We start from the raw sequence: 22343 nt of genomic DNA on the forward strand, positions 1-22343 counted from the left end.
TACGGAAGTCGTACCGGCGCGCGGGCGCGGACCCCTGCCGGGGCGTCAGCCCGTCAGCTCGCGCACCAGCGCGGCGACCTGCTCCGTCTCGATGAGGAAGCCGTCGTGGCCGTACGGCGACTCGATCGTCCGCAGCCGGTCGGCGCCCGGGATGCCGTCGGCCAGCCTGCGCTGCTGCGCCAGGGGGTAGAGCCGGTCGGAGTCGACCCCGGCGACCAGGGTCCTGGCCCGTACCCGGCGCAGCGCGCTCTCCGTACCCCCGCGGCCCCGGCCGATGTCATGGCTGTTCATGGCCTCGGTCAGGACCACATAGCTGCCCGCGTCGAACCGGCGGGCCAGCTTGTCGGCGTGGTGGTCGAGATACGACTCCACCCGGTAGCGGCCGCCGCGCCACGGGTGCTCGGTGTCCTGGGGCGCGCGGCCGAAGCGGGAGGCGAGTTCGGCCTCGCTGCGGTAGGTGACATGGGCGAGCCGGCGGGCCGTGCCCAGCCCCCGGTGCGGGCCCCCGCCGGGGCCCGCTTCGTGGTAGTCGCCGCCGCGCCACCGGGGATCCGCGCGGATCGCGTGCAGCTGCACCCCGGCCCAGGCGATCTGTTCGGCGCTGGCCTCCGCCGTACTCGCGAGCACCAGGAGCGCGGCGCACCGCTCCGGCCGGCCCACCGCCCACTCCAGGGCCCGCATGCCGCCCATGGAGCCGCCGAGGACCAGCGCCCACCGCCCGATCCCCAGGTGATCGGCGACGGCGGCCTCGGCCTCGACCTGGTCACGGGTGGTCAGGAAGGGGAACGCGCCGCCCCAGCGGGCTGTGGAACCACCCCGACCACCCCGATCGTCCCGACCGGCCGGGCCCGCCGGATTCTCTGCGTCCTCTCCGTACTCTCCGTCCTCTCCGTACTCCCGGTACGAGGCCGGGCCGGTGCTGCCCTGGCAGCCGCCCAGCACATTGGGGGCGACCACGAACCAGCGGTCGGTGTCGAGCGCCCGGCCGGGCCCGACCAGGGCGTCCCACCAGCCGGTGGTGGGGTGGCCGGGCCCGGCAGGACCGGCGACATGGCTGTCGCCGGTGAGCGCGTGCAGCACGAGGACCGCGTTGGAACCGTCCGGGGCGGGCCGCCCCCAGGTCTCGTAGGCGATCCTCACGTCCGGGAGCGCCCCGCCCGCCTCCAGCGGCAGGGGCGCCGGGAGGCGGACCCAGCGGCGGCGGCCGGCCGGGTCCCCCTCCTGCCAGGCCCCCGAGGCGGGCGGCGGGGCGGCCACGGGGAGCCGTGCGCCGGGCACCGTGTTCAGGACGCGCCCTTCGCGGCCCGGAACCCCGCCTCCAGGTCGGCGGTGAGGTCCGTCAGATTCTCGATGCCGGCCGAGAGCCGCACCAGACCCGGCGTGGTGCCGGTCGCCACCAGCTGCTCCGGGGTGAGCTGGCTGTGGGTGGTGGACGCCGGGTGGATGATCAGACTCCGGACGTCGCCGATGTTGGCGAGATGGCTGAACAGCTCCACGCCGTCCACGAACCGCCGCCCCGCCTCCACCCCGTCCCGCAGCTCGAAGGAGAGCACCGCGCCCGCCCCCTGCGGCAGATAGCGCCGGGCCGCCTCGTACCAGCGGTTGCCCGGCAGCCCCGGGTAGTGCACGGCCGCCACCTCGTCGCGCTCGCTCAGCCACCGCGCCAGCGCGAGGGCGTTGGCGGAGTGGCGCTCCATCCGCAGGCTCAGCGTCTCGATCCCCTGGAGCAGCAGGAAGGCCGAGTGCGGGGCGAGGGCCGGGCCGATGTCCCGCAGCAGCTGCACCCGCAGCTTCACGGCGAACGCGCCCGCGCCCAGGTCGGGCCAGTAGCGCAGCCCGTGGTAGCTGGGGTCGGGCTCGGTGAAGTCGGGGAAGCGCTCGGGGTGCGCGCCGAAGTCGAAGGACCCGGCGTCCACCACCACGCCGCCGATCGTGGTGCCGTGCCCGCCGAGGAACTTGGTCGCCGAGTGCACCACGATGTCCGCGCCGTGCTCGATCGGACGCAGCAGGTACGGCGTCGGCACCGTGTTGTCGACGATCAGCGGTACGCCGGCGGCGTGCGCGGTGTCGGCGACCCCGGCGACATCGAGGACGTTGCCGCGCGGGTTGCCCAGCGTCTCCGCGAAGAACGCCTTGGTGGTGGGCCGGACGGCGGCCCGCCAGGCGTCCAGGTCGTCGGGGTCGTCGACGAAGGAGACCTCGATGCCGAGCCTCGGCAGGGTGTGGCGGAAGAGGTTGTACGTACCGCCGTAGAGCGAGGTGCTGGAGACGATGTGGTCGCCCGCGCCGGCCAGGGTCAGGATGGCCAGGGTCTCCGCCGCCTGCCCGGAACTCAGCGCGACCGCGGCCACGCCCTGCTCCAGGGCGGCGACCCGCTGCTCCAGGACGTCCGTGGTCGGGTTGTGGATCCGGGTGTAGATATGGCCGGGCTCGGCCAGCGAGAACAGGTCCGCTGCGTGCTGGGTGTCCCGGAAGACGAAGGACGTCGTCTGGTAGATGGGCACCGCGCGGGCCCCGGTGGCCGGGTCGGGCGCGGCGCCGGCGTGCAGCTGCCGGGTCTCGAACGACCAGCCGGGACGGGCGTCGGCGGCGGGCTCGTCGGGCGTGTGACCGGCGGCCACCTCGTCGAGGGGCTGGCTCATGCGTTTCCTCCGTGCGTTGTCCGCCCGCCTGGCCCGGGGGAGGGCGGGCAGGCGGGACCTGGCGCACACGTCCGCCACCGGAACCGGCCCGGCGGACGCTCCCGGACCGTCCGGGACTGTGCCGCCCAGCACCGTAACGACCGAAAAATCGAACATGGAACGTGGCGGGCGGTATCTCCACACTGCCGCAATACGCAGGCAATGTTCCGTACGGCGGCCGCCGGGCGATGGAGGGCCGACGGAGGGGCGGCGGACCCCGGGAAGGGGGATCAGGCGGGCCGGCGGGAACGGTTCGGACGGTGAACGGGCGCTGCCCCAGGAAGTCCTCGCCGACCTGTCCCGACGTGAACAGGTTCGGGCTCTGGTCCCGGGGCGTGCGGCGCAGGATCGCCTGGTGGAAGGCCTGGTACCCGCCGTCGTCGAAGGCGCCGTCGCCCCAGACCTCCAGCAGGGTCCCGGTGAACTTCCCGTTGACCGGCCCGTCGGAGGCGACCTGGTGGTCCTGGCAGGCGGAGATCAGCAGGGCGCTCGCGTCCTGCCGCCCGCCGGACTCGGCCAGGTCCCGCCGGATCCCGTCGTACAGCTCCCGGTCCCGCTCGAAGACCTCCCGCTGCCGGTCCGGCGGCATCAGCCGGGGCGAGGGACCGCCCGTGTCGGCGGGCAGCTCGATGGCGGTCCCGCTGTGGCAGCAGTCGAGGAACGTCGGGATCCGTACACCGTCGGCGAAGTACGAGAACTCCCGGTCCAGCTCGTCGTCGAGGAACTCCCGGTCGTAGAGGACCAGGGTCTCGTCGAGCAGGTCGTCCTCCAGGTCCCTGCCGGTGTCCGGGAGCCGGCCGCCGTGGCCCGAGCAGGTGAGGAGGAAGATGTCGCCGGGGTCCAGCGCCCGGGCCGCCCGGCCCAGTTCGGCGGCGACGTTCTCCACCGTGCCGTCGGCGGTGAGCACCACCGTGTCCTCGAATCCGGCGGCACGGGCGATCCGGGCCATGTCCCGGGCGTCGTTCTCGCAGGCCACCAGCCGGCCGTCCCAGCCTCCGTACCGGGCCGGGTCGACGCTGTTGAGTCCGATGTGCAGGGATCGGCCGGTGGCCATGGCAGCTCCGTAGGGTGTCGGTGGTGCGGCGGGGCCCGTACCGGGGGTGCGAGGGGGCGGGGAGGACCCCGGGCGGGGGAGCGGCGGGCCCGCCCCGCCGCGTTCCATCCGTTCCATGGACCGGCGCCGTCCCAACCGCCGGCCCGCGGGCAACCCCCCGAACGGGCCCGCTCCGCCGGATGGTCCCCGGGGGGGCATCGGAGTGGCGTCCCCCGTGCCCCCGGCGCGCGCGGACTGCCCGGTGGTAGGGGCCGGACATGAGCCCATCGGACGATTCCCCCGCCCCGGCGCCCGACGCGGCCGCCGCGCGGTCCCTGGGCGACCGGCAGGGGTACGACGAGCACTTCCTCGGCACGCCCGTGCCGCTGCCGGTGCCCGCCGACCCCGGCGTCGGGACCGTGGTCCTGCCGTACACCCATTTCACCGTCGTGCACCGGCCCGACCGGCGGCTGGCCGCCGCCACCGGGGTCTGCATCGACGGCTCCCTGCCCCAGGAGGACGTGCCGCGCGGCGACGACTGGCGGCTCGACCCCCGGCTGCCGGGATCCGCGCAGGCGGGCAAGGAGATCTACGCGAACAACCGGCTGGACCGGGGCCATCTGGTGCGCCGGCTCGATCCCGTGTGGGGCGGGAGGGGGAGGCCGAACAGGCCAACTCGGACAGCTTCCACTTCACCAACGCCGCCCCGCAGATGGACCTCTTCAACCAGGGCAAGGAGTTGTGGCAGGGTCTGGAGAACCATCTGCTCGACCACGCGGCGCGGTTCGACCGGAGGCTGAGCGTCTTCACCGGGCCGGTGCTCCACGACTCCGATCCGCCCTACCCGGGCATCCAGGTCCCCCTGCGGTTCTGGAAGGTGGCGGCCTTCGTCCAGTCCGGGGCGCTGGCCTCGACGGCGTACCTCCTCGACCAGAGCCCCGACCTCACCCGGGACGCCGACCGGGCGTTCGCCGGGGCCCGGCCGGGCGAGCCGCCGCCGCTGGGGCCGTTCCGGACCTTCCAGGTGCCGGTCTCCGACATCGCCGAGCTGACCGGTCTCGAACTGGGGCCGCTGCCCGGCGCCGACCTGATGCCGCTCGCCCGCGATCCGCAACTGCGCTGGCGGCGGCTGGAGTCGTACGACGACATCGCCCTCGGCGGACGGGGCGACTGAGGCGACCGCGCCGGCGGAGGGGCCCGGGGCGAAGGGAAGCGGTGCGGCGGGAAGGCGGTGCGCGCGGCATCGAATGGCGACCGCCCCGGACCCGGCCGATACTGTCCTTGACCGGCGTCGCCGCGGTGTCGGGAGGCAACGATGGGCACCACGGAAGCCCCCCGCGTCCTCTATGTGCACGGAATCGGCAACAAGGCCGCACCGGACGCGCTCAAGTCCCAGTGGGACCGGGCCCTCTTCGGCCGGGACCTGGGGGACGCCTCCCGGGTGGCGTACTGGGCCGGGGTCCGGCACGCCCGGCCGCTGCCCGACGGCCGGTTGGACCCGGCGGAAGGCGCGGCGGAGCCCACCGGGTCCGTCTCCGCCTCCGCCCTCGCGGAGTCCCCCGAGTCCCCTGAATCCGCCGAGGAGTTCGTCGAACGGCTCCTGGCCGGCGCGGGGGAGGCGGCCACCGAGTCCGTCCCGGGCCGGGGTCCCGACACCGGCGAGTGGGAGGCACTGCGGCAGTGGCTGCGCCGGACCACCCAACTGGCCGACGCCCTCGCCGCGCGGGAGACCGGTCCGGCCGCCCCGCAGCCCGGCCCCGGCCCCGACGCCGACGCGGGTTCCGGTTCCGGGCACGATCCCGTCCATGAACAGGGGGACGACCGCGACCACGAGAACGGGTACGAGGTGCTGCCCCTGCCCCGCCCGGTCCGCACCCCCGTCTTCCGGGCCCTCGTCAAGGTCGCCTTCACCGACGTCCACGCCTACTTCTTCGGCGGGGACGGCCCCGCGATCCGCCGGATCGTGGCGGACGCGCTGGCGGACTTCGACGGCCACCGGGGCGTCGTCGTCGGCCACAGCCTCGGCTCCGTGATCGCGTACGAGGCACTGGCCGAGCGCCACCGCGATCTCGGCCTCTTCCTGACCGCCGGATCGCCGCTCGCGGTCACCGAGTTCAAGGACCTGCTGGCCGTCCCGCCCGCCGTCCCGCCCGGGGTCCGCTCCTGGCACAACGTCTGCGACCTGCGGGACCTGGTCTCCCTCGGCCATCTGCTCGCCCCCGCCTACCCACCGGCCGGGCGGATCACCGATCTGCTCGTCACCAACACCAGCAGAAACCACCACGGCATCACCGGCTATCTGCGGAACGCGCAGGTCCGGGCGGCGTTGCGGCTGGTCGTGGCCGATCTGTACCCCGCGGCACCCCGCTGACCTGCCTTGCACTGCTCCACTATGGGTGGAAAAATCACCTCTGTGAGCAACTGATCCGTCCCGGATGACCGGGCCGGATGGGCAGGTGCACCATGCCATTGGCCGAAACGGAGTGGGATCTCGTCACGCTCTGGGTACGCGAGTACCTGCTCGACACCACGGACCCGCACGGCCGGCTCGTGGCGTACGGCTTCCCCTCCGACTTCGTGGCCGCCCTCCGGCTGACCGCCGTGAGCACCGAGAACGCGCACTCCCTCGTCCGGGCGTCCCGCAAGGACATCGAACGGCAGCTGCGGCTGATCGACATCCTCACCTCCGCCGACCGGCTCGCGGTGCTCCCCGAGATCGCCAAGGCGCGGGAGTTCCGCAACCGGCTCCGCGAGGACAGCCGGGCCCACGCCTCCCAGGACACCTTCCGCACCTGCGTACTGAAGAACGGCACGGAGGTCTTCATCGACCGCCGGGACCTCCGCGAGACGCTGCGCCGCTTCGTGGACGACCCCGAGAAGTCCGTCCTGCTGGTCGACGGCGACCCCGGCAGCGGCCGTTCGTACACGTACAACCTGATCCGCCACATCGGCCAGCACCAGGGCTTCCGGCCCGCGCGCGTCACCCTCTCCCGGACCTCCACCGCCGACCGGGTCGTGCGCCGGCTCGCCGCGTTCGTCGCCGAGCCCGGCACCACGGCCTCCCCGCTCGACCCCACCGGGCTCAACGACGCGCTGCCGTCGATCGAGGACGCCGTGCACTGGGTGGTCGGCCGTGCCACCGCCGCGGACGACCGGTTCTGGCTGGTTCTCGATGAGTGCGACCGGCTGGATCCCAGCTCCGACGTCTGGGACTTCATCGGTCAGCTCGCCCTCGCCGTCTACGAGCACACCGCCGTCAGCGCCGGGCAGTCCCCCCGGCTCGTCCTCCTCGGCTACGGGTCCTCGATGCGCCAGCTCCCGTACGACCTGCGGGGCAGCCTCTGCCGGGACACCGCCCGCGCCGCCGGGCCCGACGATCTGCGCACCTTCTTCGACCAGTACTTCCACGAGCGGCCGCCGCCCTTCCTCGACGCCGGGCAGCAGCCGGACCCCGTTGTCGACGCCCTGGTCGACGCCGCCGTCGCCGAGGTGCTGCGGGCGACCGGGCAGGACAGCGGCGACGAGGGCTACATGCGCCGGGTCTGTACCGCGGCCGAGGGGGCGATCCGTGTCTACCACTCCCTCTGACGCCGCCTCGGACCCGCCCCACCCCGCGCCCGGGGCACCCCCGGGGACACCGCCCACCACCCCGGCCGACGTGGTACGGATCTTCACCGCCCGGCTGCGCGAGGAACTGCGCTCCGGCGAGGGCCCCGGCGGCCCCGCCCCGGCCCGCCGGGCCTACCGCGAAGCCGCCTGCCTCCTCTCCCACTTCGACCCCACCCTCCTCAGGCTCCCCGGCGAGGAACAGCCCACCGGCGGTGCCGTGCTCGAACTCGTCGACGACTGCACCACCACCGGGACCAAGGAAGGGACCGTGTGGAGCCTGCGGCGGGAGGTGCGGGACGAGACCCTGCGCTCACTCTCGGGACCCGGTGCCGCCCGGCGCGCGCTCGAACACAACCTGGGCGCGGTCCAGGACGAACGGTGCGGCGGCCCGGAGCGGGTCGCCCTCGCCTGCCTCGCCGGCACCCCGCCGCGGATCGACGGACTCGGCCCGCAGGGCCTCGCCGATCTGCTGCGCGCGGTGCTCTGGCTCTCCCGGGTACCGGGCACGGGCGGGCTGCCCGACCCCTCATCGGTCCACCACGCCCTGGCGCGGGCCCGGCTGCTGCAACCCCTGGAACGCCTGGTCAGCCATCCGTTCCAGGGACGTGCACGGGAACTCGCCGCGCTCCGGGCGTACGTCCGCGGGGCCCTGGACCTCCCGGCGGCGCCCCCGGCGGCCCCCGGGGGCGCCGGGACGGGTGCCGCGCCCGCCCCGCCCGTCCCGCCGCTGGTCATCCACGGCCCCGGCGGCATGGGCAAGAGCACCCTGCTCGCCCGCTTCCTCCTCGACAGCATCCACGGCCACGCCTCCGGCTTCCCCTTCGCCTACATCGACTTCGAACGCCCCACCCTCTCCGTCCACGAACCGGTCACCCTGATCGCCGAGACCGCCCGGCAGCTCGCCATCCAGTACCCCGGCCGGCGGGCCGGGTTCGAGGCCCTCGTGGACGAATGCCACCGCACCGCCCGCAGCCAGCGCGAGGGCCAGGAACGGGTCACCCAGCTGCACGGGCTCGCCACCACCCGCTCGGTCCTCGGGCGCAGTTCCTCGCAGGAGTTCCAGACACTGGCGACCGCCCGCGAGAGTGACCTCATCCGACGCACCGCCGCCGAACTGGTGGCGGCGGTCGCGGAGGCCGGGCAGGACGGGGCACCCCTGGTGATGGTGGTCGACTCCTTCGAGGCGGCCCAGTACCGGGGTTCGCCCGTCCTCGGCCGGATGTGGGCCATGTGCGTCTCCCTCCAGAGCGTCTACCCCCGGCTGCGGATCGTGATCTCCGGGCGGGCCTCCGTCGAGCACCCCGCCGACTTCCCCCGCTCCCCGGACATCGAACTGTCGGAACTCGACCCGGACGCCGCCGTCGCCCTGCTCACCAGCAGCGGGGTGAGCGACCCCGAGGTCGCGCGGGCCCTGGCCGAACGCGTCGGCGGCCACCCCCTCAGCCTCCGCCTCGCCGCCCGCGCCGCCACCCTCGCGGCCCCCGCCGATGGCACTGCCGATGCCACCGCCGAGGACAGGGCAGACGCGGGGTACGCGGGCGCGGGGCCGCCTGGGACGGACGCCGACGAGCTGATCCGCAGCCTGCCCGAACGGCGCGACACCGTCTTCCGCCGGGTCGACCAGATGCTCGTCCAGGGCATCCTCTACGACCGGATCCTGCACCACATCCCCGACCCCGAGGTCCGCCGGCTCGCCCACCCCGGCCTCGTCCTGCGGGTCATCACCCCCGGCATCATCCAGGAAGTACTGGCCGGACCCTGCGGACTGGGCGTCGACACCCCCGAGGACGCCCTGCGGCTCTACGGCGAACTCGCCCGGCTGGACCTCGTGGAACCGGCGGGACCCGGCGCGGTCCGCCACCGGGGCGACGTCCGCGCCATCATGCTCCGGCTGCCCGGCGGCGACCGCACCGGCGTCATGCGGGCCGTCGAACAGAACGCCGTCGCCTACTACGCCGCCCGCGACGGACTGGAGGCCCGCGCCGAGGAGATCTACCACCGGCTCCGGCTCGACGAGGACCCCCGCACCGTCGAGGAGCGCTGGCTGCCCGGCGTCGAACGGCTGCTCGCCGGAGCCGTCGACGACATGCCTCACCGCGCGGCCGCCCTGCTCACCGCCCGCCTCGGCGGGGAGGCGCCCCGCCCCGTCCTCGCCGGGGCCGAACAGGAGGACTGGGAGCGGATCGCCGCCCGCGAGGTGGAGGACCTGCTGGCCCAGGGGTTCGCCGAAGCGGCCCTGGAACGGCTGTCGGAGCGCCGCCCCTGGACCCCCTGCGCGCCGCTCCACCCCCTGCTGGGGGAGACCTTGCACCGGATCGGCCGCGCCGACGAGGCCCGCACCGCCGTCGCGGACGCCACCGCCGCCGCCGAGGCGGCGGGCTGCTCCGGCACCCTGCTGGAACTGCTGCTGCTCGCCGCCCGGCTCTCCGAGGAGGCCGGCGACACCGGCGCGGCCGACCGCGCGCTGCGCCGCGCCGAGGATCTCGCCGTCGACCTCGGACAGGACCTGGAGGCGATGGGCGCCCTGCTGGCACGCGCCCGCCTCGGCGGAACCGAAGGCACCGGATCCGCCGCCGGCAGCCGGCTCGCGCAGCGGCTGCGGCACACCCCCGACGCCGTCCTCGCCGACCAGCCCGCCCTGGTGCGCGCGGTCGCCTCGCAGGTGTACGGACGGGACCCCGGCGCCCTCGACCACGCGCTGGAGGTCGTGGGGCTGCCCACCGACGACGAGGCCGTCGAGACCCTGGGCGCCGCGATCCGGACCGCCGCCTCCCGCCGTCCCGAACTCCTCGGCACCCTGATGGGGCTGCTGCGCGACGCTGCGGGCCCCACCGGCCCCTCGGCCAGCACCGGACCCACCAGCACCAGCGACATCCTGCGGCTCGCCCGCGACCGGGGCACCCTCGACACCCTGGCCCGGCGGCTGCTCGACGTACCCGACCCGAGCGGCGAGATCGCCGCGGCGGTGGCCGCCGCGATGGGCGCCGGCACGGGAGCAGCACCGCCCACCGCCCCACCTGCTGCCCCACCCGCCGCGCCGCCCACCGCCCCACCCGCCGCGCCGCTCCCGGGCGCCCCGGGCCCGCGCGGGGCGCCCCCGGGCGAAGGGAACGGCCTCGTACGGCCTGGTCGCCCATGACCGCCTATCTGCCCCCGGAGGACATCCTGCTGATCCGGGACGCCGCCGTCGAGACCGGCCTCGCCGACCCCACCGTCCGCCCGCTGCTCCTCGACGGGATCCTGCCCCGCTACCGGGGCACCCTCCCCATGCTCCCCGCCCCCGGCCGGCAGGTGCACTCCGACCTCCAGGAGATGAACCGCGTCGAACGGCTCGTGGACGGCTCCGTACCGCTGGAGACCTGGCTGCGCAACGCCGTCGCCCAGACCACCGAGGCCACGGCGCTCGCCCTGTTCCAGCGCGCCCTGGACGAAGTGGCCCGCAGCGCCGGGGGAGAGCCGGACATCGCGGCCCGCCTGCCCGCGGCCGAGACCAAGGAGGAGATCGTCCACCGCGACGACACCGTCCCCTTCGGCTTCCTGCGGGGCGGCGACCTGGCGGGGGCCGCCGTCGCCCGGCTCAAGGTCCCGCCCTACCGGGACGGCGCCCCGCTCCGGCCGAACGGCTTCCCGCACGCGGGCACGGGCTGGCTCGTCGCCCCCGGGCTCCTCGTCACCAACCACCACGTCGTCAACGCCCGCAGCGCCACGGGCGGGGAACGCCCCCACGCCGACGCAGCCGACCTGGAACTCCAGGCCCGCCACACCCGGGTCCTCTTCGACTTCGAGGACGACGACCCCGACACCCTCGACGCGCTGGGAGAGGCGGCCGGCACGGAAGGCGCGGTGGCCGCGCTCGCGGCGGCGGACGCGGAACTCGACTACGCGGTGCTGCGGTTGGCCGAGGCGCCCGGCAGATCCGCGCTGCGCCTCGCGGCCCGCCCGATGACGGTCGCCGACGGGGAGATCGTCGCCGTCAACATCATCCAGCACCCCGGGGGACGCGCCAAGCGGGTCGGGCTGCGCAACAACCTGGTCTACGCGGCCGACGAGCAGGATGTGCGCTACTTCACGGACACCCGGGGCGGCTCCTCCGGGTCGCCCGTGCTCACCGACGACTGGAAGGTGGTCGCGCTCCACCGGGGGACCCGCCGGGTGGAGGACGTCCGCTTCCAGGGCAGGTCGACCGCGTTCGTCAACGTCGGCACCCAGATCAGCCGGGTCATGGGCCATCTGGCGGCCACCAGCCCCGCGCTCCACGAGGAGATCGCGGCGGCACAGCACGATCGAACCGTACCGGCCGACTGAAACGAGACAGGCCGACTGAGCCGCACAGCACGACTGAGCCGTACAGAACGACCGAACCGCCGGATCCCCCGGCGGGACCGGACCGGAGCGGAACGGAGCGGAACGGAGGAGCGCGCCATGGGCAGCCGTACACGATCACCGGTGGCCGCGGGCCCCGAGCGGATCTTCGCCGATCCCGGGGCCGTCGCCCGGCGGGTGCGCGACCGGCTCCGGCAGGAGGTGCCCGAGTCGGCCCGGGAGCTGTCCGCCGAAGAGGAGCCCGCCGAGCGGGTGCTCGAAGGGGCCCGGCGGGAGCGGGACCGGGTCCTCGCGGCGGGCGCGGCCGGTCTGGAGAAGCTGGCCGGCGGCCGCGCCGACGAGATCCGCGACGACGAGTCCTTCGGGATGGAGGCCATCGTCCTGCTGGAGGGCCGGCCCGCCATCCTCGTCGAGAACCAGGACTTCGCCGCTCAGGGCGGCGACTGGGCGGTCCTCGACGAGCGTCGGGACGCGATCCGCCGGTCCATCGCCCGGGTGGGCCGGGTCGAGGTCGGCGGGCATCCCAGCCTGGACTGGCTCGGTACCGCCTTCGTCGTCGGCGACGACGTGGTGATGACCAACCGTCATGTGGCCGCCGAGTTCGCCCGCCAGGACGGCGCGGGCTGGACCTTCCAGGGCGGCATGAGCGCCCGGATCACCCCCGGCGAGGACTGTCCGGGGCCGTCGGCGACGGCCGGGGGCCCGGCCTACCGGGTCGCCGGCGTCATCGGGATCCACCCCGATCTCGACCTCGCCCTGCTGCGGATCGAGCCGGACCCCGTCGCCGGTCCGCCGCCCACGCCCTTCGCCGTCGCCGCGACCGGCCCCGGCGCCCTTGAGGGCCGGCCCGTCTACTGCGTCGGCTACCCCGCCTACGACGGACGCCGTAACGAACCGGCCGCGATGCGCCGGATCTTCATGGACGTCTACAACGTCAAACGGCTCCAGCCGGGCACCGTGACCGAACTCCTCCCCGGCGGCGCGGTCCTGGCGCACGACTGCTCGACCCTCGGCGGCAACAGCGGCTCCCCGGTCGTCGACCTCTTCGACGAGCGGGTCGTCGGCCTGCACTTCGGTGGCCGCTACGGCGTCGGCAACTACGCCGTACCGCTGTGGCGGTTCACGGACGATCCGCTGCTGCGGAGCGCCGGGGTGAACTTCGTCTGACACCCGGCCGGAGCGGCCGGACCGGCCGTCCGGGAACCACGGCCGCTGTCGGCGCACTCCCGGCGTACCCCTGGCGCACTTTCGCGCGCCGGGCGCGCGTCCAGTGCTGCGCGGGCCGCTGGGCGTGAGATGTCCTGAAGTGCTCGGTACACGCTCCTTCCGGTTGTCCCGCCGGTTCTCGTACGGCGTGGACGAATGTTGCGCGCACTGGCTGGAATGCGACCGGATGGCTTACTCGGTCACTGGCTGAAAATCGCCTTCAAGCGGGCCGTCCGGCGCCTGCTTCCCTGAAAGGAGCGAACCGCGAGTAACAGCACCTGCAAGGGGGCGTGACCCATGACCGCCACCGGTTCCGGACACTCCTGTACCTGCGCCGCCCACCGGGCTCTGGACCCCATCGGGACAGACCACCGGCCCGGCGGCGCGGACCGGATCCTCGACCCCTGGGAAGTCCGCGCGGACTTCCCCATCCTGCGCCGGACCGTCGGCGGCGGACTGCCGCTGAGATACCTCGACTCCGCCGCCACCTCCCAGAAGCCCGACTCCGTCCTGGACGCCGAGAGCGACTACTACCGGCTCCACAACGCCACCGTCCACCGCAGCTTCCACGAGCTGGCCCGGGAGGCCACGGACCTCCTGGAGCGCTCCCGTGCCCGGATCGCGGCCTTCGTCGGCGCCGGGCCCGAGGAGATCGTCCTGACGAAGAACGCCTCGGAAGCCCTCAACCTGGTCGCCTACGGCCTGATGAACGCGCCGCACGCCCGCAGGGACCTGCGTTCCCTCGCCATCGGGCCCGGTGACAGCGTCGTCGTCACCGAGATGGAACACCACTCCAACCTGATGCCGTGGCAGCAGCTCTGCCAGCACACCGGCGCCACCCTGCGCTGGCTCACCATCACCCCCGACGGCCGGCTCGACCTCGACCGGCTGGACGAGATCGTCGACGAGACCACCCGGGTGTTCGCCTTCACCCACCAGTCCAATGTGTACGGAACGGTCAACCCGGTCGCCCGGCTCGTCCGCCGGGCCCGTGCGGTGGGGGCGCTCACCGTGCTGGACGCCTGCCAGTCGGTCCCGCATCTGCCGGTGGACGTCGCGGCCCTCGGCGTCGACTTCCTCGCCTTCTCCGGCCACAAGATGTGCGGCCCGACCGGCATCGGGGTCCTCTGGGGCCGGCCCGACCGGCTGGCCGCCCTGCCGCCCTTCCTCACCGGCGGCGAGATGAACGACACCGTCGCCATGGACCACGCGACCTTCGCCGACCCGCCCCACCGGTTCGAGGCGGGCACCCCCGTCGTGGCACAGACCGTCGCGCTCGCCGCCGCCTGCGCCTACCTCGACGGACTCGGCCGGCGCCGGATCGCCGACCACGGCGAACGCCTCACCGCACGCGCCCTGGACGCCCTGAACGCCATCGAGGGCGTCCGGATCGTCGGACCCGGCGACACCACCGACCGGGGCCCGGCGCTCTCCTTCGCCGTCTCCGGGCACCACCCCGAGGAGGTGGGGGAGCACCTGGACGCGCGCGGCATCGCGATCCGGGTGGGACATCTGTGCGCCCGCCCCGCGTGCCTGCGCTTCGGGCTGCCCGCGACCACCCGCGCCTCGTTCTACGCGTACACCACCGAGGAGGACGTCGACGCGTTCACCCGGGCGATCGCGGAGCTGGCCGAGCCGAGCGCGTACCCCGGCGCGGCGCTGTCCGGACCGGCCGCGGCCGTCCCGGAGGCGACCGTACCGGCGGCGACCGTCCCCGCCGGGTCCGGGGACGGGCGCCCGGCCCGGGGCGGCGGGCCGGGCGCGGCCGGCGGCCGCGACGAGACGGCCGCGTTCCTCGACCGGGTCTTCGCTGACGCCGCCACCGCCGCCACGGGACTCTCCGTCTCGCTCGGCGACCGCCTCGGCCTCTACCGGGCCATGGCCGGCGCCGGCCCCCTCACCGCCGCCGCGCTCGCCGCCCGTACCGGCACCCAGGAGCTGTACGTACGGGAGTGGCTGCACACGCAGGTCGGCGCGGGCTATGTCCGGGCCGTCCCCCTCGACGGGTCCGGAACCGGGGACGAGTCCGGGGCCGGGCGCGGCTACGAACTCCCCGCCGCGCACGCCCCCGTCCTCGCCGACCCGGACGCCCCCGCCGCCGGGGTCGGCATCTTCGCCTCGCTCCGCACCCTCTACGGCGTCGAGGACCGGCTCGCGGAGTGCTTCCGCCGGGGCGGCGGCATCGACTGGGGCGAGTACCCGCCGCAGATGTTCCGCAGCGTCGCCCGGTTCTTCCGCCCCGCGTACCGCGCCAACATCACCCAGAAGTGGATCCCCGCCCTCGACGGAGTCGAGACCCGGCTCGCCGAGGGCGCCAAGGTCGCCGACGTGGGCTGCGGCGTCGGTTACTCGACCCTGCTCATGGCCAAGGCGTACCCCCGCTCCGTCTTCCACGGCTACGACACCCACCGGGAGTCCATCGACCGGGCCAGGATCATCGCCGAGGAACGCGAGCTGGACGACCGGGCCCGCTTCGACACGGTGCCCGCCGCCGAGCTGGCCCGCTCGGGCCGCGGCTTCGACCTCGTCACCCTCTTCAACTGTCTGCACGACATGGGCGACCCGCTCGCCGCGCTGAAGGGCGCCCGCGAGGCGATCGGACCCGACGGCACCGTGATGCTCGTGGAGCCCAACGCCGAGGCCGACCCCACCGCCAACGACCACCCCGTGGGCCGGCTCTTCATGGCCCTGTCCACCGCGCTCTGCCTGCCGGCCGCCGCCGCGCAGAACGGACCGCTCGCCCTCGGCAACCACGCCGGGGAGGCCACCCTGCGCCGGCTGGCGCGGGAGGCCGGCTTCACCCGCTGGCGGCGGGCCGCCGAGACCCCCCGCAGCGCGGTCTACGAGCTGCGCGCCTGACCGCCCCGGGCGCCCGTCCGGGTGACGGGCTCCGCTCCGCGGTCCGATGACGGAGAGTCACGGCCAGGGGGCGGAGTCCATCACCCGAACGCGTCGTTCCGCGCCACCGCACCCGCCCGGCACCGGGGGAGGCCGCCGCGCCGGAGTTGCGGGCACCCCCCGGTCATGAGTCCGTGAAGGCATGCTCAGCCGGATATCACCGTCAGGAGGAGATATGCGCACCATGCCGAACGGTCAGGAGACCGACAAACTGTCCGTGGTGTACTCGGTCCATGTCGTCGAAGGGGGCGAGCGGGGCTTCCGCGACGCCTACGACCGCATACGGAAGTCCGTCGCGAGCGTTCCCGGGCACATCATCGACCGGCTGGGCGAGCCCATCGACGACTCCCGGCAGTGGGTGATCACCAGCGAGTGGGAGACCCCCGAGCACTTCTTCGCCTGGCAGCAGGGGGAGGACCACCGGGCCCTGCTCGCCCCGCTGCGGCAGTGGGTCGACCAGACCCAGTCGCTCCGCTTCCGCGTCGTCCAGGAGACCGCGGGGGCCGAGGCATGACCGACCACACCGGCCCCGGCCCCGTCGCCGTGCTGGGCCTCGGCTCGATGGGCAGCGGACTCGCCGGGCGCCTGCTCGACCAGGGCGTGCGGGTACGCGTCTGGAACCGGACCGCCGAACGGACCGAACCGCTCGCCCGCGCGGGCGCCGTGGCCGCCGCCCACCCCGCCGAGGCCGTCGCCGGGACCAGCGCGGCGATCTGCACGGTCGCCGACAGCGAGGCCCTCTCCGCCGTCCTGCGCGGACCGGACGGCATCCTCTCCGACGGCCCCTACCCCGGGGCCCTGGTCTGTGCCAGCACCGTCGCCCCCGAGGACGTCGTCCGCCTCACCGGAGGAGTGCGCTCCGTCCTCGATGTCGGCATGCTGGGCAACCGCGACCACGCCCGCAGCGGCGAACTGCGCCTCTTCGTCGGCGGCGAGGACCAGGTCTTCGCCGCCGGTCTGCCCCTGCTGGAACTCCTCGGCAAGGAAGTCGTCCATCTGGGCGTCCTCGGCTCCGGCATGCGGATGAAACTGCTCCTCAACCTCCTCATGGGCATCGAGGTGCAGGCGATGGCCGAGGCCGTCGAACTCGCCGCCGCCAGCGGCCTGGACCGGGGCCGCGTCCTCGGCGCCATCGCCGGCAGCGGCTTCGCCTCCCCGGTGATGGCCTTCAAGGCGAAGCGACTGGCCGCGGGCCGCTTCGGCGAACCCGACTTCCGGCTCCGGCTGATGGCCAAGGACCTGCTGCTCGCGGCGGGCCAGGCCGAACGCGCCGGGCTCGCACTGCCCCTGCTGGAAGCCGCGCGGGACACCCACGTACGCGCCACCGAGCGGGGACACGGCGACGAGGACTGCGTCGCCGTCGCCCACGCCCTGGCACCCGACCCCCCCGACCCGGGACCACAGAGATGATCATTGATATTCACGGGCACCTGTCCCCGCCCGAGGCCGCCAAGCGCTTTCCGATGCCCCCGAGCCTGACCGACGTCGACGGCATGCTCGCCGCCCGCGCCCGCGCCGGTATCGACCTCACCCTCATCGGCAGCCCCGTCGGCGCGGGGGCCATGGCCCGCGTCCCCGGCGTCGACAACTACCGCCAGCCCCGCGACCGGCTGCGCCGCTTCCACGCCTGGCTCTCCGGACTCATCGGCACCTTCCCCGACCAGCTGCGCGGCTATGTGTACGCCAACCCCTTCGGCGACGACGACCATCTGGAAGGGGTCCGGGAGACGCTGGCCGACCCCGCGTTCGTCGGGCTGATCACCACCTCCAGCGTCCACGGCGAACTCCTCGGCTCGCCCCGCTCCGACGCGTTCTTCGCCCTCGCGGCGGAGAGCGGTGCGCCGGTGCTGGTGCACGCCCCCGCCGAGCCGATCGGCACCGAGGGCGTGACCTCCCACGGCTTCGTCGAGCAGATCGGGCGCTTCGGCGATGTCCAGCTCGGACTCTCCATGATCGCCTTCGGCGGGTGGCTGGAGAAGTACCCCGGGCTGCGGGTGATCGGGGCGACGGGCGGGGGCGCGCTGGCGCTGCTGCCCGAACGGCTCCAGACCGCCGCCCGCCCCCGGCACTGGGGCCAGGGGCCGCCGGCACCCGGTGCCTCCGCTCCCGGCGGCCCACCGCCGCCCGCCGGACCGGGATCGACCGGACCCGAATCGGCCGGGCTGGAATCGACCGGGCCGGAATTCGCCGTGCCGCCGCTCCCCGTGCCGCCGACCGCCGACCCGGGCGCCGCGCTGCGCCGCATGTACGTCGACACCAGCACCTTCAGCCCCGCCCATCTGGGCCTCAACGCAGAGGTACTGGGGCCCGAACGGATGCTCTTCGGCACCGACTCGCCGCCCATCGACGTGCCGCTGGAGGACTTCATCCGCATGATCGAGAAGCTCCCCGTCGACAAGGCGGCCCAGCAGCTCATCCTCGGCGGCAACGCCGAGGCCCTCTTCGACCTGAGGAAGCGCCCATGACCAGCGTGGAGGACCCGGCGGCCGCAGCCGAGCGGTGCACCCCCGAGTTCCGGCGGAACCCCTACCCGGTCTACGGCCACCTCCGGGACACCGCGCCCGTCTGCCCCCTCAACCCCCCGCACGGCATCAGCACCTACCTGATCACCCGGTACGAGGACGCCCGCACCGCCCTCGCCGAACCCCGGCTGAGCAAGGACATGTACGGCGCGCTGGACTCGTACCGGCGGATCTTCGGCGACTCCTCCGTCGCGCTGGACGACCACATGCTCAACTCCGACCCGCCCAAGCACACCCGGCTGCGCCGGCTGGTCAGCTCCCAGTTCACCCCGCACCGGGTCGAGTCGCTGCGGCCGCACATCCGGCAGATCGTCACCGGACTGCTGGACGACTGCCCCGTCGGTGAACCGGTCGACCTGCTGACCGCGTTCGCGTTCCCGCTGCCGATCATCGTCATCTGCGAACTGCTCGGAGTCCCGCCGGAGGACCGGCCCAAGGTCCAGACCTGGTCGATCACGGTGGCCCAGACCGGATTCAGCAAGGAGTCCAAGCAGGCCCAGCAGCGCGCCGAGGAGGCCCTGCACGCCTACTTCGCCGAACTCGTCGAGCAGAAGCGGCAACGCCCCAGCGACGACCTGCTCAGCGCGATGATCGCCGCCCGTGACGAGGACGGCAGACTCACCGAGCACGAACTCATCTCCACCGCCTTCCTGCTGATGTTCGCGGGCCACAAGACCAACGCCTACCTCATCGGCAACGCCGTCCACCATCTCCTCACCCACCCCGACCAGCTCCGTGCGGTACGGGAGGACCCGGAGCTGGTCCCCCGGGCCGTGGAGGAGGTGCTGCGGTACGACGGCTCCGTGGAGACGGCCACCTTCCGGTACGCCACCGAGGACGTGGAGATCGCCGGCACCACCATCCCGCGCGGGGCGCTGGTGCAGATCGCCCTCAACTCCGCCAACCGCGACCCGCTGAAGTTCGACGCGCCCGACACCTTCGACGTGCGCCGTCCCGCGAACACGCAGAGCGCCCACCTCGGTTTCGGCCACGGCATCCACTACTGCCTGGGCGCGGCGCTGGCCCGGCTGGAGACCCGGCTCGCCCTCACCGGGCTCCTCGAACGGTTCCCCCGCATCACCCCGGCGGACCCCGCGCGGGAGCCGCAGTGGCTGGTGGTACCGTTCCCAGCCTTCCGCGGACTCGCGGAGCTGCCCGTCGTCCTGGAACCGCCGGCGCCCTGACCGAGGGGGCGCGGCGGGGCCCCCGGGGCGGCGGAACGACCGACACACGGCAGAACGGACCCTGTATGACCCTCTGGACCACCCGTCCGGAAACCCCTGGCGACATTCCCGCGATCCACGCGGTCAACGCGGCCGCCTTTGAAACGGAGGCGGAGGCGGATCTCGTGGACGCGCTGCGCGCCGACCCCGGCGCCTGGATCGACGGACTCTCCTGGATCGCCCAGGCGCCCGACGGCACCGTCGCGGCGCATGCCCTGCTCACCCGCTGCCATGTCGGTGACGCGCCCGCGCTGGCCCTCGCCCCGTGCGCGGTGCTTCCCGCGTATCAGCGGCAGGGCGCCGGGGGTGCGGCGATCCGGTCGGCGCTGGAGTCCGCGCGGGAGTGGGGAGAGGGGCTGGTGGTGGTCCTGGGGCATCCCGGCTACTACCCCCGGTTCGGCTTCGAGCCCGCGTCCCGCTGGGGCATCCGGGCCCCCTTCGACGTACCCGACGAGGCCATGATGGCCCTGGTGCTCGACTCCGACCGGCCGGTGCCGTCGGGCGTCATCCGCTACGCGGCGCCCTTCGGCGTCTGAGCCCCGCCAGGACACGCGCCCCGGCCCCGGTGACCGCCCCAGGCAACCACCGGGGGCCGGGGCCGTCCCGGACCCCGGCCCTGCCCTGCGGATCCGGGCCGTGGGCCCCGGCCACCGCCGCCACCGCGGCCGCCGTCCTCGCCCTGCTCCACGCCGAACTGCCGGTTCCCGCCCGCCCCGCGGTGCCTGGAGTTCACCACGGGGCTGCCCCGGACCGCATCCGGCAAGCTGCGCCGCGCGGCACCGCGCGACCGGCCGCCGGGGACGGAGCACCGTCCGGAACCCAAACGGGTGTACGAGCAGGGGGAGCGGACCGGGGGAGCGGGCGGTGCGCGGGTCAGCGGGCGTTCGCGCCCCGGGCGCCCACCTGGGCGAGTTCGGCACGGACGGCCGCGTGCAGCTCGTCGCCCCGGTCCTGGAGGTAGAAGTGGCCGCCGGGGAAGACGTGCATCGCGAACGGCCCCTCGGTGTACTGCCGCCAGCCCTCGACGTCGGTCACCGAGGCACGCGGGTCCGCGTCCCCCGAAAGCCCCACCACCGGGCAGCGCAGCGGCGGGCCCGGCACGTGCTCGTAGGTCTCCACCGCGTGGTAGTCGTTGCGGATCGAGGGCATCACCAGCTCCCGCAGCTCCGGGTCGGCCAGCGCCTCGACCGCCGAGCCGCCGAGCGTCATCAGCTCCCGCAGGATGCCCTCGTCGTCGAGGAGGTGCACCTGTGAGCTGTGCTGGAGGTGCGGCGGGCGCCGCCCGGACAGGAACACCAGCACCGGGGCGCCCGGCCCGCCGGCCGCCTCAAGACGCCGCGCCACCTCGTACGCCACGGTCGCGCCCATGCTGTGCCCGAAGAGGGCGAGCGGCCGGTCGTCGGCGACCGACGCGAGCACCGGCACGATGCGGTCCACCAGGCCGGGGATGGTGTCCACACACGGCTCCGACCGGCGGTCCTGACGGCCCGGGTACTGGACCCCCGTCACGTCCACCGCCGGCGACAGCGCCTTCACCATCGGGTGGTAGGCACTGGCCGAGCCCCCGGCGTGGGGAAAGCACACCAGCCGGATCGCCGCCTCGGGCGCGGGGGAGTAGTTCCGCAGCCACAACCGAGTGTCGCCGACGTGCTGAGCCATGGTCCGCTCGCCCTCTCTCACTGCCCGGTCCCCCGGGTGGTTCTCCCCGCCGTCGGCGGGCCGCCGTCATGCCCGGGAGAGTATGCCCGCCCCGTGCGGTGGGCCGCCAGTGACCAGCGACTTCAAGTGCTGGGGCCGTGCGGGTGTGTCCCGTACGGCCCCCGGTCGTCGTCCTGCGGGTTGTCAGTTCTTGCGGTGGTTGATGTCGTCGGTGAGTTGGGGGAGGACGGTGTGGAGGTCGCCGACGACGCCGTAGTCGGCGAGGTCGAAGATGGGGGCCTCGGGGTCCTTGTTGACGGCGACGATGGTCTTGGAGGTCTGCATGCCGGCGCGGTGCTGGATGGCGCCGGAGATCCCGGAGGCGATGTAGAGCTGGGGGGAGACGCTCTTGCCGGTCTGGCCGACCTGGTGGGAGTGGGGGTACCAGCCGGAGTCGACGGCGGCGCGGGAGGCGCCGACGGCCGCGCCGAGGGCGTCGGCGAGGGCCTCGATCACCGCGAAGCTGTCGGCGCTGCCGACGCCGCGGCCGCCGGAGACCACGATCGCGGCCTCGGCCAGCTCGGGCCGTCCCGAGGCGGCCCGCGGCGCCCGCTCGGTGATGCGGGCGGCGGTGGCGGGGTCGGAGAAGACCACGGCCAGGTCCTCCGCCACGGCGCCGGTGGGGGCCTCCTCGACGGGGGCGCTGTTGGGCTTGACGGTGATGACGGGGATGCCGCGGGTGACGCGGGAGCGGGTGGTGAAGGAGCCGGCGAACACCGACTGCACCACCACCGGACCCTCACCATCACCATCGCCGTCACTGTTGCCGGGTTCGATGTCGACGGCGTCGGTGATCAGGCCGGAGCCGGTGCGCAGGGCGAGACGGGCGGCGGTCTCCCGGCCCTCGCCGCTGGAGGGCACCAGCACCGCCACCGGGCCGACCGCCTCATGGGCGCTCGTGAGGGCGTCGAGTTCGGGGACCACCAGGTACTGCCCGAAACGCTCGTCCTCGCAGACGAGGACGCGGACGGCGCCGTGCCGGGCGAGGGTGCCGGCGGTGGCGCGGGCGCCGGGGCCGGTCGCGAGGGCGACCGGGTCACCCAGACGGCGGGCCAGCGTCAGGAGTTCGAGGGTGGGCTTGCGGACCGCGCCGCCCTCGTGATCGACAAGAACAAGAACCTCAGCCATGACCGGGCACACACACTTTCTC

At 74.4% G+C, this 22343-nt stretch carries 17 protein-coding genes and 1 pseudogene; 13 read left to right on the plus strand and 5 right to left on the minus strand.

Going from position 1 to position 22343, the window contains the following annotated elements; translation table 11 throughout:
- Nucleotides 1-45 precede the first annotated feature (45 nt).
- The 3 genes and pseudogenes from SYYSPA8_RS02585 to SYYSPA8_RS02595 form a co-directional block, all read right to left on the minus strand.
- Complete coding sequence (locus SYYSPA8_RS02585; RefSeq protein ID WP_323445511.1) at nucleotides 46-1278, minus strand: homoserine O-acetyltransferase family protein; 1233 nt, start codon at nucleotides 1276-1278, stop codon at nucleotides 46-48.
- Between the two features lie 5 nt (nucleotides 1279-1283).
- Nucleotides 1284-2642, minus strand: coding sequence for a bifunctional o-acetylhomoserine/o-acetylserine sulfhydrylase (locus SYYSPA8_RS02590; RefSeq protein WP_323445234.1), 1359 nt, complete (start codon nucleotides 2640-2642; stop codon nucleotides 1284-1286).
- A 454-nt stretch (nucleotides 2643-3096) separates the two neighbouring features.
- Nucleotides 3097-4002: pseudogene (locus SYYSPA8_RS02595) on the minus strand (caspase family protein); the annotation flags it as partial.
- On the opposite strand from SYYSPA8_RS02595, the gene SYYSPA8_RS02600 reads away from it, so the two are divergent.
- The 13 genes from SYYSPA8_RS02600 (at nucleotide 3993) to SYYSPA8_RS02665 (ending at nucleotide 20031) form a co-directional block, all read left to right on the plus strand.
- Nucleotides 3993-4514, plus strand: coding sequence for a DNA/RNA non-specific endonuclease (locus SYYSPA8_RS02600; RefSeq protein WP_323445235.1), 522 nt, complete (start codon nucleotides 3993-3995; stop codon nucleotides 4512-4514). The pseudogene SYYSPA8_RS02595 and the gene SYYSPA8_RS02600 overlap by 10 nt on opposite strands.
- The gene (locus tag SYYSPA8_RS02605; protein WP_323445512.1) at nucleotides 4427-4888 is read left to right on the plus strand and encodes a DNA/RNA non-specific endonuclease; all 462 of its coding nucleotides are present in this window, start codon (nucleotides 4427-4429) and stop codon (nucleotides 4886-4888) included. Before SYYSPA8_RS02600 ends, SYYSPA8_RS02605 begins: the two co-directional genes overlap by 88 nt.
- Nucleotides 4889-5029: 141 nt before the next feature.
- The gene (locus SYYSPA8_RS02610; protein ID WP_323445236.1) at nucleotides 5030-6085 is read left to right on the plus strand and encodes a hypothetical protein; all 1056 of its coding nucleotides are present in this window, start codon (nucleotides 5030-5032) and stop codon (nucleotides 6083-6085) included.
- 92 nt (nucleotides 6086-6177) lie between these two features.
- Nucleotides 6178-7302, plus strand: coding sequence for a hypothetical protein (locus SYYSPA8_RS02615; RefSeq protein ID WP_323445237.1), 1125 nt, complete (start codon nucleotides 6178-6180; stop codon nucleotides 7300-7302).
- On the plus strand, nucleotides 7283-10462 hold the full coding sequence (locus SYYSPA8_RS02620; protein ID WP_323445238.1) for an ATP-binding protein: 3180 nt from the start codon (nucleotides 7283-7285) through the stop codon (nucleotides 10460-10462). Before SYYSPA8_RS02615 ends, SYYSPA8_RS02620 begins: the two co-directional genes overlap by 20 nt.
- A complete protein-coding gene (locus SYYSPA8_RS02625) occupies nucleotides 10459-11628 on the plus strand; it encodes a trypsin-like peptidase domain-containing protein (RefSeq protein WP_323445239.1) in 1170 nt (389 codons plus the stop codon). The genes SYYSPA8_RS02620 and SYYSPA8_RS02625 overlap by 4 nt, the downstream gene beginning before the upstream one ends.
- Before the next feature lie 117 nt (nucleotides 11629-11745).
- On the plus strand, nucleotides 11746-12813 hold the full coding sequence (locus SYYSPA8_RS02630) for a trypsin-like peptidase domain-containing protein (RefSeq protein ID WP_323445240.1): 1068 nt from the start codon (nucleotides 11746-11748) through the stop codon (nucleotides 12811-12813).
- A gap of 336 nt (nucleotides 12814-13149) precedes the next feature.
- Complete coding sequence (locus SYYSPA8_RS38470) at nucleotides 13150-15711, plus strand: SufS family cysteine desulfurase (RefSeq protein WP_456115153.1); 2562 nt, start codon at nucleotides 13150-13152, stop codon at nucleotides 15709-15711.
- Between the two features lie 214 nt (nucleotides 15712-15925).
- Nucleotides 15926-16264 (plus strand): antibiotic biosynthesis monooxygenase family protein, encoded by a 339-nt coding sequence (locus SYYSPA8_RS02645; protein ID WP_323445241.1) that lies wholly within the window; start codon nucleotides 15926-15928, stop codon nucleotides 16262-16264.
- Nucleotides 16261-17160: an NAD(P)-dependent oxidoreductase gene (locus SYYSPA8_RS02650; protein ID WP_323445242.1), complete on the plus strand. Its 900-nt coding sequence runs from the start codon at nucleotides 16261-16263 to the stop codon at nucleotides 17158-17160. Before SYYSPA8_RS02645 ends, SYYSPA8_RS02650 begins: the two co-directional genes overlap by 4 nt.
- Nucleotides 17157-18215, plus strand: coding sequence for an amidohydrolase family protein (locus SYYSPA8_RS02655; RefSeq protein WP_323445243.1), 1059 nt, complete (start codon nucleotides 17157-17159; stop codon nucleotides 18213-18215). Before SYYSPA8_RS02650 ends, SYYSPA8_RS02655 begins: the two co-directional genes overlap by 4 nt.
- Complete coding sequence (locus SYYSPA8_RS02660; RefSeq protein ID WP_323445244.1) at nucleotides 18212-19456, plus strand: cytochrome P450 family protein; 1245 nt, start codon at nucleotides 18212-18214, stop codon at nucleotides 19454-19456. Before SYYSPA8_RS02655 ends, SYYSPA8_RS02660 begins: the two co-directional genes overlap by 4 nt.
- Before the next feature lie 65 nt (nucleotides 19457-19521).
- On the plus strand, nucleotides 19522-20031 hold the full coding sequence (locus SYYSPA8_RS02665; protein WP_323445245.1) for a GNAT family N-acetyltransferase: 510 nt from the start codon (nucleotides 19522-19524) through the stop codon (nucleotides 20029-20031).
- 337 nt (nucleotides 20032-20368) lie between these two features.
- Here SYYSPA8_RS02665 and SYYSPA8_RS02670 read toward each other — a convergent pair whose 3' ends face one another.
- The gene (locus SYYSPA8_RS02670; RefSeq protein ID WP_323445246.1) at nucleotides 20369-21154 is read right to left on the minus strand and encodes a thioesterase II family protein; all 786 of its coding nucleotides are present in this window, start codon (nucleotides 21152-21154) and stop codon (nucleotides 20369-20371) included.
- Nucleotides 21155-21337: 183 nt separating this feature from the next.
- Nucleotides 21338-22321 (minus strand): electron transfer flavoprotein subunit alpha/FixB family protein, encoded by a 984-nt coding sequence (locus SYYSPA8_RS02675; RefSeq protein WP_323445247.1) that lies wholly within the window; start codon nucleotides 22319-22321, stop codon nucleotides 21338-21340.
- Between the last annotated feature and the right edge of the window lie 22 nt (nucleotides 22322-22343).

Source organism: Streptomyces yaizuensis, assembly GCF_034961445.1.
In the GTDB taxonomy this organism is placed as follows: domain Bacteria; phylum Actinomycetota; class Actinomycetes; order Streptomycetales; family Streptomycetaceae; genus Streptomyces; species Streptomyces yaizuensis.

Bases quoted from the DNA above. Each gene is read 5' to 3' on its own strand.
- SYYSPA8_RS02590 (WP_323445234.1), bottom strand. From the start codon at position 2,642: ATGAGCCAGCCCCTCGACGAGGTGGCCGCCGGTCACACGCCCGACGAG.
- SYYSPA8_RS02600 (WP_323445235.1), top strand. From the start codon at position 3,993: ATGAGCCCATCGGACGATTCCCCCGCCCCGGCGCCCGACGCGGCCGCC.
- SYYSPA8_RS02605 (WP_323445512.1), top strand. From the start codon at position 4,427: ATGGACCTCTTCAACCAGGGCAAGGAGTTGTGGCAGGGTCTGGAGAAC.
- SYYSPA8_RS02610 (WP_323445236.1), top strand. From the start codon at position 5,030: ATGGGCACCACGGAAGCCCCCCGCGTCCTCTATGTGCACGGAATCGGC.
- SYYSPA8_RS02615 (WP_323445237.1), top strand. From the start codon at position 6,178: ATGCCATTGGCCGAAACGGAGTGGGATCTCGTCACGCTCTGGGTACGC.
- SYYSPA8_RS02625 (WP_323445239.1), top strand. From the start codon at position 10,459: ATGACCGCCTATCTGCCCCCGGAGGACATCCTGCTGATCCGGGACGCC.
- SYYSPA8_RS02630 (WP_323445240.1), top strand. From the start codon at position 11,746: ATGGGCAGCCGTACACGATCACCGGTGGCCGCGGGCCCCGAGCGGATC.
- SYYSPA8_RS38470 (WP_456115153.1), top strand. From the start codon at position 13,150: ATGACCGCCACCGGTTCCGGACACTCCTGTACCTGCGCCGCCCACCGG.
- SYYSPA8_RS02645 (WP_323445241.1), top strand. From the start codon at position 15,926: ATGCGCACCATGCCGAACGGTCAGGAGACCGACAAACTGTCCGTGGTG.
- SYYSPA8_RS02650 (WP_323445242.1), top strand. From the start codon at position 16,261: ATGACCGACCACACCGGCCCCGGCCCCGTCGCCGTGCTGGGCCTCGGC.
- SYYSPA8_RS02655 (WP_323445243.1), top strand. From the start codon at position 17,157: ATGATCATTGATATTCACGGGCACCTGTCCCCGCCCGAGGCCGCCAAG.
- SYYSPA8_RS02660 (WP_323445244.1), top strand. From the start codon at position 18,212: ATGACCAGCGTGGAGGACCCGGCGGCCGCAGCCGAGCGGTGCACCCCC.
- SYYSPA8_RS02665 (WP_323445245.1), top strand. From the start codon at position 19,522: ATGACCCTCTGGACCACCCGTCCGGAAACCCCTGGCGACATTCCCGCG.
- SYYSPA8_RS02670 (WP_323445246.1), bottom strand. From the start codon at position 21,154: ATGGCTCAGCACGTCGGCGACACTCGGTTGTGGCTGCGGAACTACTCC.
- SYYSPA8_RS02675 (WP_323445247.1), bottom strand. From the start codon at position 22,321: ATGGCTGAGGTTCTTGTTCTTGTCGATCACGAGGGCGGCGCGGTCCGC.